General features: G+C 55.7%; 9 protein-coding genes and 1 tRNA gene. 6 read left to right on the forward strand and 4 right to left on the reverse strand.

The features are described from left to right. Window positions 1-269 precede the first annotated feature (269 nt). The 4 genes from VRZ32_RS00005 to VRZ32_RS00020 all read left to right on the forward strand — a co-directional run bounded on the left by VRZ32_RS00005 (window position 270) and on the right by VRZ32_RS00020 (window position 10,900). Complete coding sequence (locus VRZ32_RS00005) at window positions 270-6,683, forward strand: YDG domain-containing protein (protein WP_414523402.1); 6,414 nt, start codon at window positions 270-272, stop codon at window positions 6,681-6,683. Between the two features lie 76 nt (window positions 6,684-6,759). Then, on the forward strand, window positions 6,760-7,920 hold the full coding sequence (locus tag VRZ32_RS00010; protein WP_414523403.1) for a YDG domain-containing protein: 1,161 nt from the start codon (window positions 6,760-6,762) through the stop codon (window positions 7,918-7,920). Next, window positions 7,869-9,260 carry a beta strand repeat-containing protein gene (locus tag VRZ32_RS00015; protein ID WP_414523404.1) on the forward strand — a complete coding sequence of 464 codons (1,392 nt, stop codon included), beginning with the start codon at window positions 7,869-7,871 and terminating at the stop codon, window positions 9,258-9,260. The genes VRZ32_RS00010 and VRZ32_RS00015 overlap by 52 nt, the downstream gene beginning before the upstream one ends. A gap of 20 nt (window positions 9,261-9,280) precedes the next feature. Beyond that, the gene (locus tag VRZ32_RS00020; protein WP_414523405.1) at window positions 9,281-10,900 is read left to right on the forward strand and encodes a YDG domain-containing protein; all 1,620 of its coding nucleotides are present in this window, start codon (window positions 9,281-9,283) and stop codon (window positions 10,898-10,900) included. 260 nt (window positions 10,901-11,160) lie between these two features. On the opposite strand, the gene VRZ32_RS00025 is transcribed toward VRZ32_RS00020, so the two are convergent. The 3 genes from VRZ32_RS00025 to VRZ32_RS00035 all read right to left on the reverse strand — a co-directional run bounded on the left by VRZ32_RS00025 (window position 11,161) and on the right by VRZ32_RS00035 (window position 13,545). Beyond that, window positions 11,161-11,237 (reverse strand) — tRNA-His (locus tag VRZ32_RS00025). A 309-nt stretch (window positions 11,238-11,546) separates the two neighbouring features. Beyond that, a complete protein-coding gene (locus VRZ32_RS00030; protein ID WP_414523406.1) occupies window positions 11,547-12,587 on the reverse strand; it encodes a phasin family protein in 1,041 nt (346 codons plus the stop codon). A gap of 376 nt (window positions 12,588-12,963) precedes the next feature. Then, entirely contained in the window at window positions 12,964-13,545 is a 582-nt protein-coding gene (locus VRZ32_RS00035) for a phasin (RefSeq protein ID WP_414523407.1), read from the reverse strand. A 257-nt stretch (window positions 13,546-13,802) separates the two neighbouring features. On the opposite strand from VRZ32_RS00035, the gene VRZ32_RS00040 reads away from it, so the two are divergent. Next, window positions 13,803-16,826: an ATP-binding protein gene (locus VRZ32_RS00040; protein WP_414523408.1), complete on the forward strand. Its 3,024-nt coding sequence runs from the start codon at window positions 13,803-13,805 to the stop codon at window positions 16,824-16,826. Here the strand turns inward: VRZ32_RS00040 and VRZ32_RS00045 are convergent. Then, window positions 16,796-17,704, reverse strand: coding sequence for a LysR family transcriptional regulator (locus VRZ32_RS00045; protein WP_414523409.1), 909 nt, complete (start codon window positions 17,702-17,704; stop codon window positions 16,796-16,798). The two genes, VRZ32_RS00040 and VRZ32_RS00045, sit on opposite strands and share 31 nt — an antisense overlap. Window positions 17,705-17,875: 171 nt before the next feature. Between VRZ32_RS00045 and aceB the strand changes: the two genes are divergently transcribed. Next, window positions 17,876-19,486: a malate synthase A gene (gene aceB / locus VRZ32_RS00050; protein WP_414523411.1), complete on the forward strand. Its 1,611-nt coding sequence runs from the start codon at window positions 17,876-17,878 to the stop codon at window positions 19,484-19,486. Window positions 19,487-19,577 lie beyond the last annotated feature (91 nt).

The raw sequence follows: 19,577 nt of genomic DNA on the forward strand, positions 1-19,577 counted from the left end.
TGTATTGGCGGGGCTTTTGGCCTGGCGCTCTTTTTGCCGTCTTGCCCAAAGTTGGACCGCTCCTTTCATCGCAGGTTGATTATTATGGGAGCCAAGGCAAAAATTGACATTCTTATTATGTGAGCTAGACTTTTCGATGTAAATTTAACGGGTGGCTTAGTGCTGTTTGTTTGTTCTGTTGTGGGAGTGCGTCCTTGACCTGCTTTTCTTGTGTGAACAGAAACAAAAAGCGCTTTCTCCTTACGAGTGTTGCTGGCGTAAGTCTTCTGATGTCATCAGCGGTTGCTTGTGCGCAAGGCCTGCCTTCTGGCGCGCAGATCGTCAATGGACAAGCCGATGTCACCCAAAATGGCTCCAGCCTTGCCGTTAGACAGGCGTCACCAACCGCAATCATCTCCTGGGATCAGTTTTCGATCGGCCAGCCAAACAGCGTGCACTTCGATAACGGCGTGGGCTCTACGCTCAATCGTGTGCGCGGCAATATCGCTTCTCAAATCGATGGCTCCCTCACAGCGACAGGCTCAGTCTATCTGATCAACCCCGCCGGTATTGCGGTTGGGCCAACAGGGCGTATTGAAACCGGCGGTTCTTTCATCGGTTCAACGCTCGATATTTCCGATGATGATTTCCAGAAAGCTGCCCGTGGTGAGGCGCATACCTTCAAGGGCACAAGCGGTGCCGCTGTCAGAAATGCAGGCCGCATTGGTGCATTAGGCGGCAGCGTTGTGCTGATGGGGCGAACCGTCGAGAATGAAGGTGATATCGAGGCCCCCAATGGCACCGCCGCTCTGGTGGCAGGCACCGAGGTGCTGGTGCAGGATCGTTCGCTTGATGGTGGGCGGTTTGTCGTCAAGGCGGGTGGAGCGACAACCAGCGTCAAGAACACCGGCAATATCAAGGCTGCAGAAGTGGAGCTGCGGGCCAATGGCGGTAACGTTTATGCGCTGGCGGGCAATAGACACGGCGTTATCGCAGCCACGGGCACTTCAAAGCAGGGCGGTAGAGTATTTCTGACGGCAGGCGATACTGGCGCGGTGACGGTCACTCAACGTGTGTCGGCAACCAAAGCTGCTTCTTCTTCGAACAGGGGCCGCAAGGGCGGTGAAATTCGTATAGCTGCACAAACTGTGCAGATTGCAGCTTCATTGGACGCGCATGGTGTGCTTCCCCCTGCGCGTCCCGATGATTTAAAGGGTGATGGTGGCACGGTTATTGTCGCGGGCGATAACATCACACTGACCGATGCGGCACGGGTTGATGTGTCTGGGGCCAAAGGCGGTATTGCGCTGATTGGTGGTGATTATCAGGGCGGGGCCAATACGGCGGCGAATTACGTCAGTGAGAAAGTCAGCACTGCCAAGCTGCTAACGGTTGCCAAGGGTGCGGTGATTACTGCCGATGCATCCGAAGGTAATGGCGGCAAGATCGTTCTGTGGTCTGATCTGCATACGGATTTCGCAGGGCATGTGAGCGCGACAAGTGTTACAGGGCTGGGGGGTGATGCGGAGGTCTCGGGCAAGGCGACGCTGGCGTTTAACGGCACGGCGAATCTGCTGGGGCAGGCCGGCGCTGGAACGTTGTTGCTTGATCCATATAATCTGACGATTGTGGCAGGTTCCGGCGGTAGCGTCACGCCCGTGGCCAACGACAGCACGCTGGGTGCTGATACGCTGACGGGTCTGCTGGCGAGCGCGAATACGGTTGTGACGACGGGATCGGGTGGCGCGCAACTTGGTAACATCATCGTCAATGCAGCGATCACGTGGAATGCTGCAACAACATTGACGCTGAATGCCGCGAACACCATCGCGATCAACGCTGCGATTACAGCGGTGAACGGCGGGCTGACGCTGAAAGCAGCAAGTGGCACGGAGGCAGCCCCGACAATTACGACGGGTGCGGGTGGGACGATCAACGTTGGCACGTTCTCCCTTGAGACAGGCGCGTGGGTGCAGAACAGTGCAACGCTCCCTGCCTTTGCGGCCAGGGACTTCCGCATAGCAGGTGGAGAATCTGTATCATATGATGACGCTGCTGCCCCGACGGTTACATTCATACGTGTAACAGGAGGCACTGGTGCAGATGATGCCAATGCTTATGCCATTACGGATGTGTATGGCTTGCAAGGTATGGCGACTATACGGAATAGGTATTACAAGCTGGCGGCAAATATTGATGCAGGCAGCACAGTCTATTGGTATGGTGGGGCCGGGTTCTCACCGATTGGAAATAATACTTCCGAATTTACAGGTTCATTCAATGGTCAAGGTTACACGGTCAGTGACTTGACCATCAATCGGCCGCTCCAGTCTTATATTGGGTTATTTGGTAAGCGGGGTGGCGGCGGGGGGATTAAGAATGTTGGGCTTGAGGGAGGAAGCATCATAGGCGGCTATTCTTACGTTGGTGGGCTAGTAGGATATAGCAGTGGTAACATTGTGAATACGTATGCTACCCTCGACGTGTCTGGCGATAATAACGTTGGTGGCTTAATTGGGTATGCGACAGGTTCCATCGATAATTCATACGCAACAGGCGATGTTAATGGTTCAGGGGAAAATATTGGTGGATTGGTTGGCCAGAATGATGTTGGTATCATTAGATCATTTGCTACCGGTAATGTTTCAGGCCAGCTTAAAGTTGGTGGATTGATTGGGTATAACAAGACAGGTAATGTTTACTATTCATATGCGACGGGTAATGTTACTGGTCAGGGTATGGGAGCTGGCGGCTTAATCGGGCAAAGCAATCTCAGCGGCACGGCGGTAGCTTATTCATATGCTACAGGGAATGTTCAGGGTAGCTATGCTGGTGGCCTAATTGGAGAAAGCAATAGCAGCACGATTCGGTATTCATATGCCACCGGCTCTGTTGATGGCTTTGCTGCTGCGGGTGGATTAGTCGGGAGGATTTCTGCAGCTATTGAATACTCATATGCGACAGGTGCGGTGTCAGGCCCTTCTGGCAGCACGGGTGGTCTGACAGGGATTCGCAATAGCGGCACTATGACCTCCAGCTTCTGGGATGTTGATACAACAGGCCAGACGGTCAGTATTGGCGATGGTGCTACCTCGGGCGCAACTGGTATATATTCGAGTACCGGTTCTAAAAACGCTTTCACGCAAGCGACTTATGCGGGTTTTAATTTTACCTCTATCTGGTACATAGTTCCTGGGGAAACCCGTCCTTTCCTGCGCGCGGAACTTACAGAGCTTGGCAAGACCTATAATAAACCAGGTAGTCTTGTAGCGAATGCTTTCACGATCCGCACTCCTAACCAACTGCAACTTATCAAGATGCACGAAGGCGCAACAAGTAGCGGTAAGACTTACATCCTCGCGAACGATATCGATCTGACAGGGGCGCTGGCCAATAATTCCAGCATGTGGCGCACGACAACAACTAAGTCTGCCGCCAACCTCTATGGTTTTTCGCCAATAGGAACAAGTGCCAATACATTCCAGGGCACTTTTGTTGGCCCAGGCCATGTAATCAATGGTCTGACAATTAATAGACCTGGTTTAACTTCAGTAGGCTTGTTTGGCGAAACAGCTATTGGCAGCACTATCAAGAATGTTGAGCTGAGAAATGTTAACATTACGGGCGCTAGTGATGCCGGTGGCCTTGCAGGCAAAAACCGCGGAGCCGTGAGCGGGATTATCGTGTCGGGCGCGATAAAGGGCACTGTTAGTGTTGGTGGCATTACTGGTGGGAATACAGTAGAGGGATCCCTATCAACAAGCTATTCTGCTGCATCCATCTCTGGAGCAGGTGATGGTGTTGGCGGCCTTGTTGGCTGGAATAGTGGATCGATTTCAAATTCATATTCTACAGGTAATGTAAATAATACCGGCGCTAAAACAGGTGGCCTTGCTGGTATTCTAACGGGAACGATTACAAATTCCTATGCGACAGGTGTAGTAACAGGCGCTAGTCTTGTCGGCGGCCTTGTTGGTGAAAATAGTGCTGGCACGATCACCTCCAGCTTCTGGAATCTTAATGCTGTCGCTACAGGCATTGGTAGCGGCAGTTCCGCTGGCGCAACGGGTCTGACCCTGGCGCAGTTCAAAAACACGACCTATTTCATGAATGCCGCAACAGGGTGGGATTTCGAGAACATTTGGGCTCCACCCGGTGATGGTTATCTGCCAGAGCTCTATGCGCTTTCAAAGGTTATCCGCATTCAGGCCAATAATGGTGCAACGGCCGCCTATGGCAACTCATCAGGCACATGGATTGGTGGCACGCCAGGCTCAACGATCTACGGTCAGGGGGCGCATATCTCCGGTGACACGGCTTATGGTACAGCGTCATCTTTTGGCGCTACGCCATCAATTAATGTCACGGGATTGAATGTTGGTTCGTATATTGCTGAAGTAACAGGCCTTAATCACGGTGGTGACGGCAAGAATACTTATCGTTATATTTACACGTCAAACCTGACTGTCACGAAAGCAACGCTGACGGTTACAGCGAAAGATGCCAGCAAAGTCTATGACGCCACGGCATGGGCTGGAGGTAATGGTGTGACCTACAGTGGTTTCGTTGGCAGCGAAACTGCAGCAGTGCTGGGTGGCACGCTTACTTATGGCGGCACCTCCCAGGGTGCCAAGAACGCTGGCAGTTATACTATTACAGCGGGCGGTCTGACATCGAGTAACTATAACATCGTTTATGCTAGTGGCACCTTAGTTATCACGAAAGCAACGCTGACGGTTACAGCGAACGATGCCAGCAAAGTCTATGACGCCACGGCATGGAGTGGTGGTAATGGTGTGACCTACAGTGGTTTTGCTGGCAGCGAAACTGCAGCAGTGCTGGGTGGCACGCTTACTTATGGCGGCACCTCCCAGGGTGCCAAGAACGCTAGCAGTTATAGTATTACAGCGGGCGGCCTGGCATCGAGTAACTACAACATTGTTTATGCTAGTGGCACCTTAGCTATCACGAAAGCAACGCTGACGATTGCGACAGCCGGGACGGTGACAACGAGCCGTGTATATGACGGCACGACGGCTGCAGCGAAGCTGACGGACGGCGTGCTGGGTGCGGGCGTTATCGGCGGCGATAGTGTGACGCTTGGCCTGACGGGTACAGCCTATAACAGCAAGGACGTCGCAACGGCGAACACGATCACGGGCACCTATGTGCTGGGTGGCGCTTCTGCCGGGAACTACCAGTTGGCCTCCAGCGCTTTCAGCGTTGCCGGCAACATCACCAAAGCGACGTTGACGATTGCGACGCAAGGAACGGTGACAACGAGCCGCGTATATGACGGCACGACAGCTGCAGCAAAGCTGACGGATGGCGTGCTGGGTGCGGGTGTGATCGGCGGCGATAGTGTGACGCTTGGCCTGACGGGTACGGCCTATAACAGCAAGGATGTCGCAACGGCGAACACGATCACAGGCACCTATGTGCTGGGGGGTGCTTCGGCCGGGAACTACCAGTTGGCTTCCAGCGCCTTCAGCGTTGCGGGCAACATCACCAAAGCGACGCTGACGATTGCGACAGCCGGGACGGTGACAACGAGCCGTGTGTATGACGGCACGACAGCTGCGGCGAAGCTGACGGATGGCGTGCTGGGTGCGGGCGTTATCGGCGGTGATAGTGTAACGCTTGGCCTGACGGGTACGGCCTATAACAGCAAGGATGTCGCAACGGCGAACACGATCACGGGCACCTATGTGCTGGGTGGCGCTTCGGCCGGGAACTACCAGTTGGCCTCCAGCGCTTTCAGCGTTGCGGGCAACATCACCAAAGCGACGTTGACGATTGCGACAGCCGGGACAGTGACAACAAGCCGCGTATATGACAGCACGACAGCTGCAGCGAAGCTGACAGATGGCGTGCTGGGCGGTGTGTTGGGTGGTGATAGTGTAACGCTTGGCCTGACGGGCACGGCCTATAACAGCAAGGACGTCGCAACGGCGAACACGATCACGGGCACCTATGTGCTGGGTGGCGCTTCGGCCGGGAACTACCAGTTGGCCTCCAGCGCTTTCAGCGTTGCCGGCAACATCACCAAAGCGACGTTGACGATTGCGACGCAAGGAACGGTGACAACAAGCCGTGTGTATGACGGCACGACAGCTGCGGCGAAGCTGACGGACGGCGTGCTGGGTGCGGGCGTTATCGGCGGTGATAGTGTAACGCTTGGCCTGACAGGTACGGCCTATAACAGCCAGGATGTCGCAACGGCGAACACGATCACGGGCACCTATGTGCTGGGTGGCGCTTCTGCCGGGAACTACCAGCTGGCTTCCAGCGCCTTCAGCGCTGCAGGCAACATCACGAAAGCGACGTTGACGATTGCGACAGCGGGGACGGTGACAACAAGCCGTGTGTATGACGGCACGACAGCTGCAGCGAAGCTGACGGACGGTGTGTTGGGCGGTGTGATCGGCGGCGATAGTGTAACGCTTGGCCTGACAGGTACGGCCTATAACAGCAAGGACGTCGCAACGGCGAACACGATCACAGGCACCTATGTGCTGGGTGGTGCTTCTGCCGGGAACTATCAGCTTGCTTCCAGCGCCTTCAGTATTGCGGGTAACATCACGCCTGTCACGTTGACGATTGCGACAGCCGGGACGGTGACAACAAGCCGTGTGTATGACGGCACGACAGCTGCAGCGAAGCTGACGGACGGTGTGTTGGGCGGTGTGATCGGGCGGCGATAGTGTAACGCTTGGCCTGACAGGTACGGCCTATAACAGCAAGGACGTCGCAACGGCGAACACGATCACAGGCACCTATGTGCTGGGTGGCGCTTCGGCCGGGAACTATCAGCTTGCTTCCAGCGCCTTCAGCGTTGTGGGCAACATCACGCCTGTCACGCTGACGATCGCGACAGCCGGGACGGTGACAACGAGCCGTGTGTATGACGGCACGACAGCTGCAGCGAAGCTGACGGACGGCGTGCTGGGTGCGGGCGTCATCGGCGGCGATAGTGTGACGCTTGGCCTGACGGGTACGGCCTATAACAGCAAGGATGTCGCAACGGCGAACATGATCACAGGCACCTATGTGCTGGGTGGCGCTTCTGCCGGGAACTACCAGTTGGCTTCCAGTGCCTTCAGCGCTGCGGGCAACATCACGCCTGCCATGCTGACGATCGCGACAGCGGGTACGGTGACAACAAGCCGTATATATGACGGCACGACGGCCGCAGCAAAGCTGACGGATGGCGTGCTGGGCGGTGTGTTGGGTGGTGATAGTGTAACGCTTGGCCTGACGGGCACGGCCTATAACAGCAAGGACGTCGCAACGGCGAACACGATCACGGGCACCTATGTGCTGGGGGGTGCTTCGGCCGGGAACTACCAGTTGGCCTCCAGTGCCTTCAGCGCTGCGGGCAACATCACGCCTGTCACGTTGACGATCACGACAGCCGGGACGGTGACAACGAGCCGTGTGTATGACGGCACGACGGCTGCAGCGAAGCTGACGGACGGCGTGCTGGGTGCGGGCGTTATCGGCGGCGATAGTGTGACGCTTGGCCTGACGGGTACAGCCTATAACAGCAAGGACGTCGCAACGGCGAACACGATCACGGGCACCTATGTGCTGGGTGGCGCTTCGGCCGGGAACTACCAGTTGGCCTCCAGCGCTTTCAGCGTTGCCGGCAACATCACCAAAGCGACGTTGACGATTGCGACGCAAGGAACGGTGACAACAAGCCGTGAGTATGACGGCACGACAGTTGCAGCAAAGCTGGCGGATGGCGTGCTGGGTGCGGGTGTGATCGGCGGCGATAGTGTAACGCTTGGCCTGACGGGTACGGCCTATAACAGCAAGGATGTCGCAACGGCGAACACGATCACGGGCACCTATGTGCTGGGGGGGCTTCGGCCGGGAACTACCAGTTGGCTTCCAGCGCCTTTAGTGTTGCGGGCAACATCACCAAAGCGACGTTGACGATTGCGACAGCGGGGACGGTGACAACAAGCCGTGTGTATGACGGCACGACAGCTGCAGCGAAGCTGACGGACGGTGTGCTGGGCGGTGTGTTGGGCGGCGATAGTGTAACGCTTGGCCTGACAGGTACGGCCTATAACAGCAAGGACGTCGCAACGGCGAACACGATCACAGGCACCTATGTGCTGGGTGGCGCTTCGGCCGGGAACTATCAGCTTGCTTCCAGCGCCTTCAGCGTTGTGGGCAACATCACGCCTGTCACGCTGACGATCGCGACAGCCGGGACGGTGACAACGAGCCGTGTGTATGACGGCACGACAGCTGCAGCGAAGCTGACGGACGGCGTGCTGGGTGCGGGCGTTATCGGCGGCGATAGTGTAACGCTTGGCCTGACGGGTACGGCCTATAACAGCAAGGATGTCGCAACGGCGAACACGATCACGGGCACCTATGTGCTGGGTGGTGCTTCTGCCGGGAACTACCAGTTGGCTTCCAGCGCCTTCAGCGTTGCGGGCAACATCACGCCTGTCACGTTGACGATTGCGACAGCCGGGACGGTGACAACAAGCCGTGTATATGACGGCACGACAGCTGCGGCGAAGCTGACGGACGGTATGTTGGGCGGTGTGATCGGCGGCGATAGTGTAACGCTTGGCCTGACGGGCACAGCCTATAACAGCAAGGATGTCGCAACGGCGAACACGATCACAGGCACCTATGTGCTGGGTGGTGCTTCTGCTGGGAACTATCAGCTTGCTTCCAGCGCCTTCAGTGTTGCGGGCAACATCACCAAAGCGACGTTGACGATTGCGACAGCGGGTACGGTGACAACGAGCCGTGTGTATGACGGCACGACGGCCGCAGCAAAGCTGACGGATGGCGTGCTGGGCGGTGTGTTGGGCGGCGATAGTGTAACGCTTGGCCTGACGGGTACGGCCTATAACAGCCAGGATGTCGCAACGGCGAACACGATCACGGGCACCTATGTGCTGGGTGGCGCTTCGGCCGGGAACTACCAGCTTGCTTCCAGCGCCTTCAGCGCTGCGGGCAACATCACGCCTGTCACTTTGACGATCGCGACGCAAGGAACGGTTACAACGAGCCGCGTATATGACGGCACGACAGCTGCAGCGAAGCTGACGGATGGCGTGCTGGGTGCGGGCGTGATCGGCGGCGATAGTGTAACGCTTGGCCTGACGGGTACGGCTTATAACAGCAAGGATGTTGCAACGGCGAATGCAATCACGGGCACCTATGTGCTGGGGGCGCTTCTGCTGGGAACTATCAGCTGGCTTCCAGCGCCTTTAGTGTTGCTGGCAGCATCACCCCTGTCACGTTGACGATCGCGACAGCGGGGACGGTGACAACGAGCCGCGTATATGACGGCACGACAGCTGCAGCGAAGCTGACGGATGGTGTGCTGGGTGCGGGCGTTATCGGCGGCGATAGTGTAACGCTTGGCCTGACGGGCACGGCCTATAACAGCCAGGATGTCGCAACGGCGAACACGATCACAGGCACCTATGTGCTGGGTGGTGCTTCTGCTGGGAACTATCAGCTTGCTTCCAGCGTCTTCAGCGCTGCGGGTAACATCACACCTGTCACGCTGACGATTACAGCGAGCGCCCAATCAAAGGTCTATGGTAATGCTGATCCAGCGCTGAGCTATACTTATTCCGGTCTTGTCAGCGGTGATACGGCTTCTGCCATTACGGGCTCTTTGGCTCGTGAGGGGGGTGAGAATGTCGGTGTCTATGCGATCAACAAGGGTTCGCTGGCGGCAGGTAGCAATTATACGATTAGCTATACTGGCACCAACCTCACCATTACGCCCGCCATCTTGACGGTGACAGGTGGGACGGTGCAGACAAGCCGGATCTATGATGGCAGCACAAAGATCCTCGTGACCAGCAATGGTACGGTGGGGGCAGGTGTTATTGGAGCGGATGATGTTGCAGTTTCGTTGACAGCTGCCTATGCCAGCGCCAATGCCGCTGCTGGCATTAAGGTGAATGGTACCTACAGCTTGAGCGGTGCGAGTGCCGGAAACTATATGTTGTCCGACAGCGCCTTCAGTGCGATAGCGACCATTACGCCCAAGCAGTTGAATATCCTGAGCCCTGGGCAGGTTGTGACCGAGCGGGAGTATGACGGCACGGTGTTGGCTGCGAAGCTGTCGGATGGCGCGCTGGATGGCGTTCTGGCCTCTGATTTTGGGAGGGTCGTACTGGATCTCACTGACACCAGATACAACAGCGCGAATGTCGCAGAAGCTACCACCATTTCCGGGCGCTATGTTTTGCATGGTGCTGCTGCCAGCAACTACACGATGAGTTCGTTTGATTTCCGCACTTCGGGTGAGATTATCAAGGCAACGTTAGCTGTTTCTCCTGTTGCGGGGCAGACGCGGATAGTGGGGCAGTCAGACTACGAGATCGCCTTTACGCCCTCTGGCTGGAAGGGTGATGATGGTGTTTCCTTGCTGAGCGGAGGATTATCCTTTGAGGGCAGTGACGCCCCAGGCAATCGTTTCATCACGCTGGGGAATCTTTCTGCTGGCGGCAATTATGATCTTCGCCTTACGTCTGGTGGTACGTTGGCAATCGTTGCCAAAGCAGAAGAGGGCGGCAAGGATAGCGAGAATAAGGGCGGTACAGGCACAAAGGAAAGCACAAGCGAGAAGAGGCCGGCTGAAGTGGCCGTGGCTACGGAGCGTGCCCAACGTGCCCATGTACAATCAACGCATAACACGGATCAGGTGGTTTATGTGTGGGTTGACCCGAGCCTGCTCGCGCCAGACGATGCAGATAATAATGATGGCGGAACAGGAATCGTCACGTTGGGTAAATCTATCGCTTACAGGTGTTCCAGCCCTAGCGGGGGGATGGTGGCTGATAAGGGGAATGCGTTATATCCAATGGTTTCTGTCTGTGAAGTCGTGGCAGAAGGCGGATCGGCTACCTCAGCCAGGATGAGATAGAGGTCTCTCAAGAGGCCTCTATGCAAGTAGCTACATTAAATTTCGATGATTCAACGGTTCAACTAGACCTGCAGCTCATATGATAAGCGCAGAAATGCTTAGGGGCGATATCAACCTTCTTGGATGGGAGTTGCGCGTTTCTTGCGCGCTAAGTCGGTTGCTGGATAATGTTTGGGGCACGATTCAGCTGTGTTCCGAAACTCACTTTACCGGTTACGTTCTTATCGTTTATGTGGAAACCGCTAAGCGTTTGATTTTAATGGTACAACTGCCCCGGCTCGAACGGGGGACCTCCTGATCCACAATCAGGCGCTCTAACCAACTGAGCTACAGCTGCACAACACATCGGAACAAGAAACAACATGGATAACCATGCATTCCCACTGAAGTGGCTCATTCCGAGAATCAGATGACACTTAATAACCCCATCGTTGCAAGGATGCAAGAACTCTAATGCATATACGAGAGGGTATGTGGGTAAGTAGGAAAAACGAGAGATTTTGAGTCTCTGGGTTCTTCTGCAACTTATTGAAATGAATAGCCTATTATGAAATATAGGTGGGGTGGTCTCTATGATCTGCGTTCAATTCTCAGTCAAAATGAACGCAGATCGCTATTAGAGAGAAAGCGATTTAGTCGCTTAGCTTTAATCGCGCGGTGCCAGACTGGAGTTCAATGCTTCTATCAGCAAGCGATTAGAGGTGTGAACAATGTCTTTCAGCTGGCTTGATGAGGTCTCAAACTGATGACGCAACTCACGTGCCTGCAATTCAACTGCCTCTGCCACCGAATTTGCGTTTAGTAGCTGACGCCAAAGACCCAGTGTGTTGTCCGTATGACTGCGGACGAGATCAAGAACCTTGCCATGCAGTTCCGAAGTTCCGCGCGATGCTACTGATAGACCCGCAGATAAACCTTTCGTCCACAATTCGCTTTGCTTATGCAGTGTTGCGTAGCTGTGGCGAGCTTGTAAAAGGCCAACTTGCGCTGCTTTGAGGGTTGTGGAATTTTCAAGAGTTGCTGCGGCATCCTTGGTTGCAGGAGACTTGGCGGTTTGAAGCTTGGAGTTCGCAGCTGCAGCTGTTGTGGCGGTTTTTGTGCCGGTGAGCTTGCTGGTGCTAATCGTTGCCGGAGCTTTCGCCGCTTTCCCTGTTGGGATTTTGGCAGAAGCTGTGCTTGCGATAGCCCCCGTTTTAGCAGCAGGCTTCTTGGCAACAGCAGATTTCTTGGCGGATGTAGACGCAACTTGCGGCTTCGTATTGGCGGTCTTCGAAGCTAAGGTTGGCTTTTCCTGCGTCTTCTGAGGCAAGGTAGGCTTAGCTTCTTGCTTCATTGCAGTGGGTGTTACAGCTTTTGCAGTTGGTGTGGCCGCGAGGGGCTTGGCTTCTGCAGGTTTCGCAGAAGCTATCGGACTGGAGGGCGTGTAGCGCGTGGAAATCGCTGCAGTTGAAGTTCCGGCGTGGGGCGAGGCGATGATTGGCGATGTTTTGCCCGTAGCAAGTGGGTTTGTGCCAGTCATGCTAATTGCACTGGCCGTATTTGCCTGAGGCTTTGCGGCAAGAGGATTGCTCACAGTTGGCGACGCAACGCCTGAAGTGGGGGCAGAGGTTGTCGCCGCGTTATCGGAAGCGGTGATTGATTTTCCTCCATTGGCCGTGGGGCCGATGTTTGCCTTTTGCGTCGTCATGGAAGTCTTGCTCCGTCTTTTCATTAATGCCTGAAATTCTTTATAATGATTGTCTGGATGTCTATTGACTAGCCCGTCATTTGTCGGTTGCATCCAGAACGTCCGACTATCTAATTTAGCCGCTCGAATCCAAGGCTATCACATCGTCTCATCTTATGCGTGCGCTAATCATCACTGGCTTTAGAACTTATGGTTTACATAAAAGTTCCGCGCTTAGAAGAGGCAAAACAAAGCCTCATCTTGATGAGTGGCTAGCTAACTCATGGCTTGTTGAATAACTCAATGCCGGCCGCGTTCAAGCTGTATCTCAAAAGAACATGTTTTCTTATGACAATGCTTGCTAGCAACGATACTTTTTACGAGGCCGGCATATGTCTTATGCGCCTGTTTTTGGTGCGCCCTTTGCAGCTTTCGCTGTTTCATTAACAGCGCTGGTTGCGTTCTGTGTCGCTTCCTTTACCGCATTTTGTACGTGTTGACCGGCGTCAGCCGCGGACTTTTGAACCGTGGCGCCAAAATCACGGGCCTGTTCCTGAAGAGCAGCAAACTGGTGCTTCAGATACTCGCTCTGATATTGCGTAACCTCATTCAGGTCTTTTGCACGCACAAGCTTCTCAGCCAGATCAAAAGCGGCAGCAATGTTGCTTTCAGCATAGGAGAGTGTACGACGCGCCATTTCATGCGAAGTGAATGGCACAGGTGTCGATTGGTTTTCAAAAGTTGAAACAGCTTTATGTGCAGCACCTAAAAAGCCATCAAAAGCTTTGCGTGCTTGATCAACGCTCTTCTCTGCAAACTCACGTAGCTCAACTGGAATTTCGTAGTTCGGTGTCGTGTTGGTCATCGTACTGCTCCTGAGAAAATGCCGGACAATTTGAACACTCTGTCGCGTTTTCTGAAAAATAGGCGCTACTTTCAGTCCGAAAACGCGTTTACTCCAAAAGTTAGAGCGCTTCATGATTCAATGAATCACACAAATGCTCTAATGCTTGTGCATTGCAGTACATATATGCTGCACCGCAACATTGCAAGAGTGCTATTAATTGGCACCTTTTGATCTAATGCCTTGAAGCGCCCAGCAGTCGCGTTAACGCTGATACCAGTTAGTGACTATCACTTTGCGTTGTTTGCGTGACGATTAGAGCACAAAAGTATATTAACATTTTATTAGTCATATGTCGCGGCCTTCATGCGGCACTCAAGCGGGTGATTCTCATGTCCCGGAATACGGACACAACCGATGCAGCTCTCTGGAACGACCCGGCTCTCATGGGGTTGGTCGAGTCTGATACTGCGGCTGTGCTGTGGTCGCTTGATGGTGGCCGGGTCATTGCGGCATCTGCCGCGACAGCTGGCCTCGCGCCAGGTCTGCGTGCTGCAGGCGGCGAGAGTTTGCGTGGGCGCTTGCGGCGTGTGGCGGCAACTTTGTCGGCTGGCAGCGGCATTCGTTTGGAGCGTGTTACGCTGCCACAAGGTTATGGTGTGGCCCGGCTTTTGCTCGAATGTCACCGGGTGGCGACGCGCCGTGGTGAGTTTCTGCTGACGGTTCTGCGGGGGCAATTACCGCGTCTGCCGCGTGTGGTTGAAGCTGGCTTCGATGCCTTTGATATGACTGATGCGCGTGCACCAATGTTAAATGTTGCGACGCAGCATTCCTCGGAATGGCGCGCTGATGCGCAGGCAGCTGTTTCCGAACCGAATGCTGTTGAGCGCTTGTTTGCCTATGCGGGCCAGCGCGCGACCATTCGCTTCATTTGGGAAAGCGATGCAGAAGGCCGTATCACGCGCGTATCTCAGGAGCTCATGGGGCTTGTTGGGCGTGATGCCGGGCGTATTGAGGGCAAGCTCTGGCGGGATCTGGTGGCGCAGGGCATTGTTCACGATCCGCAAGATGCGGTGTCCACCGTTATGGCCAAGCCACGCGATGCCCGCCATGATAGCTGGAGCGGGCTGGAAGTGCTTTGGCGCATTGGAGATGCAAAGGCGTTTCCGTTGCTGCCTGTCGAATTGGCGGGCATTCCAATGCATGATTCACGGCATCGCTTTCAAGGATATCGCGGTTTTGGCCTCGCACGGGTGGGGCGACTTCGTCACGCCGATGGCGGTGTTGCAACTCCTCCAAAGCCTATCAAGCCTGTGGTTCAGGCTCCTGTCAGTTCAACTGCAATTGAGGCTGATGCTGTTATTGCACCAGCCGTGCAGCCAAAGGATGTCGCCCATCGCACGCATCTCAGCGATAATGAGAAGCAGGCATTTCGCGATATCGCCCGTGCGTTAAGTGGATCGCGCTTGCAAGATGATGAGGTTTCACAACCTGCACCTCTCATGCCGGAAGCATCGCATGCAAAGCCGGATTATGAGCAGCCTCGTGTGAGCCGTAAGCGCACTTCCGGCGCGGATAAAGAGAGCAAGGATGCACCTGTTTTAGCAGCCGCGGCGGATGATCAATCGCAGCCGATAGAGCGGCCCGCCGCTTCGGTGCGACGTCGTGCGGCGCGTTTGCGGCTTGTCGAACCTCCCGAGCCGGCTGCGAATGATCCATTGCCCATAGAGGCTGACGCGCAGGATATGTGGCAGGTGCAGAACGCACCTTCCGATGATGTATGGGATGATCCAGAGCCGCCTGTCGATTTCGCGCCCACTAAGTGGGATGACGCGCCGATCCTGTCGAGCAGCGCGTCAGAGAAGCCGCGTCAGATCCATACGGATGCGACCACTTCCTTCACGCATATTGCGGATCGGCTGCCGCTTGGACTGCTGGTCAGTCGCGGGTCTGAAGTGCTGTTCGTCAACCGTGCACTGCTTGATCTGCTGGGCTATGATCATGAGCAGTTCTTCATGGCGGCTGGTGGCCTGCGTGCATTGTTTATGAGCGCGCCTAGTGGGAGCGATGCGCCATTGTCGCTGCGCACCTCGAAGGGTACTCCTGTGTCTGCGGATGCGCGGATGGCGACCATTCAATGGGAGGGCAGGGCGGCGACGATCATGTCGTTCCGGCGTGCCATGGAGCCGCAGGCGGAGGCGCATCTCCGGGCTCTTGAGCGCGAGTTGCGGCATCAGGAAGCGCGTGTTCTTGCGCTTGATACCATTCTCGATACTGCCACCGACGGCATTGTAACGCTTGATGGCCTTGGCCGCCTGATGTCGCTGAACAGCTCTGCCGAGGTGTTGCTGGGGTGTGATGAAACCGAGGTCGTCGGGGCGCCATTATGGCATCTGCTCACGCCTCAAAGCCGAACAGAAGCGGCGGCCTATTTTGAGGGATTGCGTGCTGGCGGCTTGGCGAGTGTGCTCAACGATGGATTGACGGTTACCGCACGTGCCCAGCATGGCGGTGATATTCCGCTCATGATGATCATGGGACGACTTGCCCAAGACCCCGATGAATCACCAGGGGATGAGACCAACGCCAATAAAGCACAGCGCTATTTTGCGATTTTGCGCGATACGAGTGCAACACAGACGGCATCTCCATCCGCAGAAAGCGCGGCAGTGCTTGAGCGGCAGGCCGAATTTCTTGCCCGTGTCAGCCATGAAATCCGCACGCCGCTGAATGCCATTATCGGCTTCACCGAGATCATGCTGGAAGAGCGTTTGGGGCCGATTGGCGTAGAGCGTTATCGCGAATATCTTCGCGATATCCATGCTTCAGGTGGGCAGGTGATCAGCCTGGTCAATGATCTGCTCGATCTGGCGCGTATCGAAGCCGGGCGGCTGGATCTTGCGCCAGCGCATGTATCGTTGAATGATGTTGTCTCAGGTTGCGTGGGGTTGATGATGCCACAAGCAGGGCGTGAGCAAGTTGTGCTCCGCACCAGCCTCACGAACAAGCTTCCGCCGGTCAATATCGACGAACGTGCGTTGCAACAGATCATCCTCAACCTGTTGTCAAATGCAGTGAAGTTCACGGATGCTGGTGGGCAGGTGATTGTCTCCACAGCCCAGGCTGACGATGGTGGGGCAACGTTACGTATCCGTGATACCGGCATTGGCATGACGCGAGCGCAGGTTGATGCGGCGATGGAGCCTTTCTCGCATCTCAGCACAACGCGTCTCGGCCATGGGCAGGGCACCGGTTTGGGGCTGCCGCTGACACGTGCGCTGGTGGAGGCAAGCGGCGGACGCTTCCATGTGTCCAGTGCTCGCAATGAGGGCACACTGGTAGAGATCGCCTTTCCGTTGAAGCGTGAGCCAGCGCCGACCAAGCCTCAGGTGAAGGTCAGGCCATCATCCCAATAGGGAGTAGGGCCGAAGATCTCGGCCAGATAGTCCACAAAAACGCGTACCTTCTGTTCCATATGTCTACGGCTGGGATAAACGGCATTCACCGCAACCCGGCTGGAGGCACCGTAACCAGGCAGTACAGCGCGCAACTGGCCGCTACGTAACTCCGCGCCGATATCCCAGGTAGAGCGCAGCGCAATGCCCATCCCGGCGATCACAGCCTCGCGCACAACCTCGCTTGAATTCGTGCGTATTGGTGCATTGATGCGCACAAGGTGCTCCCCATCCGGCCCAGCCAATCGCCAATGGTCGCTGTTGTGAGCCATGAGTGTATGATGCGGCAGATCATCAATACTTAAAGGCATGCCAATGCGCTCCAGATAACTTGGGGCTGCAACGAGCAGGCGATGGTTAGGCGCAAGCCTGCGGGCGATAAGGCTGGAATCAGCCAGATCCGCGATACGCACTGCGACATCAAAGCCTTCTCCCACAACATCAATAAATTCGTCGGATAGATTGAGATCAACAGTCAGGTTTGAGTGACGCTCCAGAAACGGCAACAGACGAGGCGCGATATGCAGCCGCCCGAATGATGTCGGCGCTGAAACTTTCAGCACACCCCGCACCACGGCACTGCCACGTGCGACCCAGGCTTCGGCCTCTTCCACACTTGCCAGAATGGACACGGCGCGCTCATATAGTCCCTGGCCGGCTTCCGTCAGCGTAATCTGGCGCGTGGTGCGTTGGAGGAGACGCACGCCCAAACGTTCCTCAAGCCGCTTGATGCGCTTGGAGATAACCGCCGTCGAAAGCCCCATCTCGCGCCCCGCTGCTGACATGCTGCGAGCAGTAACAACTTGCGCAAAAATATCGAGATCGCCCATTCTATCCATGTTGGGACTATCGTCGATTGTTAGCTTCTGGGCAACAGTGATGTTTCATTTACGCTCTTTATGGCAACAGCGGATTGGCGCAATATCCTTTCCGAAACGGCGCAGGCAAATGCTTGCACGCCAACGCATCAAACCAAACTCATGCAGAAAATTGATAGGGAGGTTTTTGACATGTCTTCACCAAACCAGACATTCGCCGGCACACCAGGTGTAACGATCACAGGCGCTGCCGGTGAGCGATTTGAGGAAATTCTGACTCCGGCCGCATTGGGTTTTCTGGCTGATCTGCACCGCCGTTATAACGCGACGCGCAAGCGCCTTCTGGCATTGCGTACCGAGCGGCAGAAGAAGTTTGATGCAGGTGAACTGCCAGGCTTCCTTGAGGAAACCCGCCACGTGCGCGAGGGCGACTGGAAGGTTGCGCCAATTCCGGCTGATCTGCTTGATCGTCGTGTTGAAATCACGGGTCCGGTTGATCGTAAGATGATCATCAATGCGCTGAACTCGGGCGCCAAAGTGTTCATGGCGGATTTCGAGGATGCTTCAGCCCCCACATGGGCGAACATGCTTGAAGGTCAGATCAACCTGAAGGACCGCTGGCAGGGTGACATAGCCTTCACCGATGCAGAAAGTGGCAAGCGTTACGCACTTAATCCGAACCCGGCGACCTTGCTGGTGCGCCCACGCGGCTGGCATTTGCTGGAAGAGCACGTCACCATTGACGGCGAGCCGATTGCCGGTGGCCTGTTTGATCTTGGCCTGTATGTTTTCCACAACGCCAAGGCGATTATGGCAGCTGGCTCAACGCCCGCTTTCTATCTGCCGAAGCTCGAAAGCCACCTCGAAGCACGCCTGTGGGATGATGTATTTTCGCATGCAGAAGAGACGGTGGGCATCCCCAAGGGCACGCTCAAGGCGACCATCCTGATTGAAACGCTGCCTGCTGCGTTCGAGATGGAAGAAATCCTGTATGAAATGCGTGAGCACATCGTTGGCCTCAACTGTGGCCGTTGGGATTACATCTTCTCGTACATCAAGCGGCTGGGCAAAAACCCGCGTTTCCTCACGCCGGATCGTTCGGCGATGGTGATGGGCAAGGCGTTCCTGAGCGCTTATTCGCTCAAGCTCATCCAGACCACCCACAAGCGCGGCGCATTCGCGATGGGCGGCATGGCGGCGCAGATCCCCGTCAAGAACAACGATGCAGCCAACGAAGCAGCATTCGCCAAGGTGCGCGCCGATAAGGAGCGTGAAGCTGGCAATGGCCACGATGGCACGTGGGTTGCGCACCCTGCGCTTGTGCCGGTTGCCATGGAAGTGTTCGACCGCCTGATGCCGCAGCCAAACCAGCTCGACAAGCTGCGTGAGGATGTGAATATCAGCGTTGAGGATCTGCTTCAGGTGCATGAAGGCGTGCGCACGGAAGCGGGCCTGCGTGAAAACATTCGTGTGGGCGTGCAGTATATCGAAGCATGGCTGCGTGGCCGTGGCGCTGTGCCGCTTTATAATCTGATGGAAGATGCAGCGACCGCTGAAATCTCCCGCGCGCAGATCTGGCAGTGGCTCTACCATGGGGCATCGCTTGACGATGGCCGCAAGGTAACGCCAGAGCTGTTCAAGGCCACTCTCGACGACGAAATGGCGAAGGTGCGCGAAGCACTGGGCGCGAGCGTTTACGACGCGGGCCGCTTCCCGGAGGCAATCAAGCTGTTCGCAGACATGTCGCTGGCAGCTGATTTCGAAGAGTTCCTGACGCTGCCAGCCTACAAGCTGCTCGACTAGAATATGTTGATCTTCGCTTTATGGTGGTCCGCAAATAGTCACTGATGGTTTGATACAGCAATCATTGACGAGAAATTGGGGAGACGGCTCT

It is taken from the genome of Pseudochelatococcus sp. G4_1912, from assembly GCF_047501465.1.
GTDB lineage: Bacteria > Pseudomonadota > Alphaproteobacteria > Rhizobiales > Beijerinckiaceae > Pseudochelatococcus.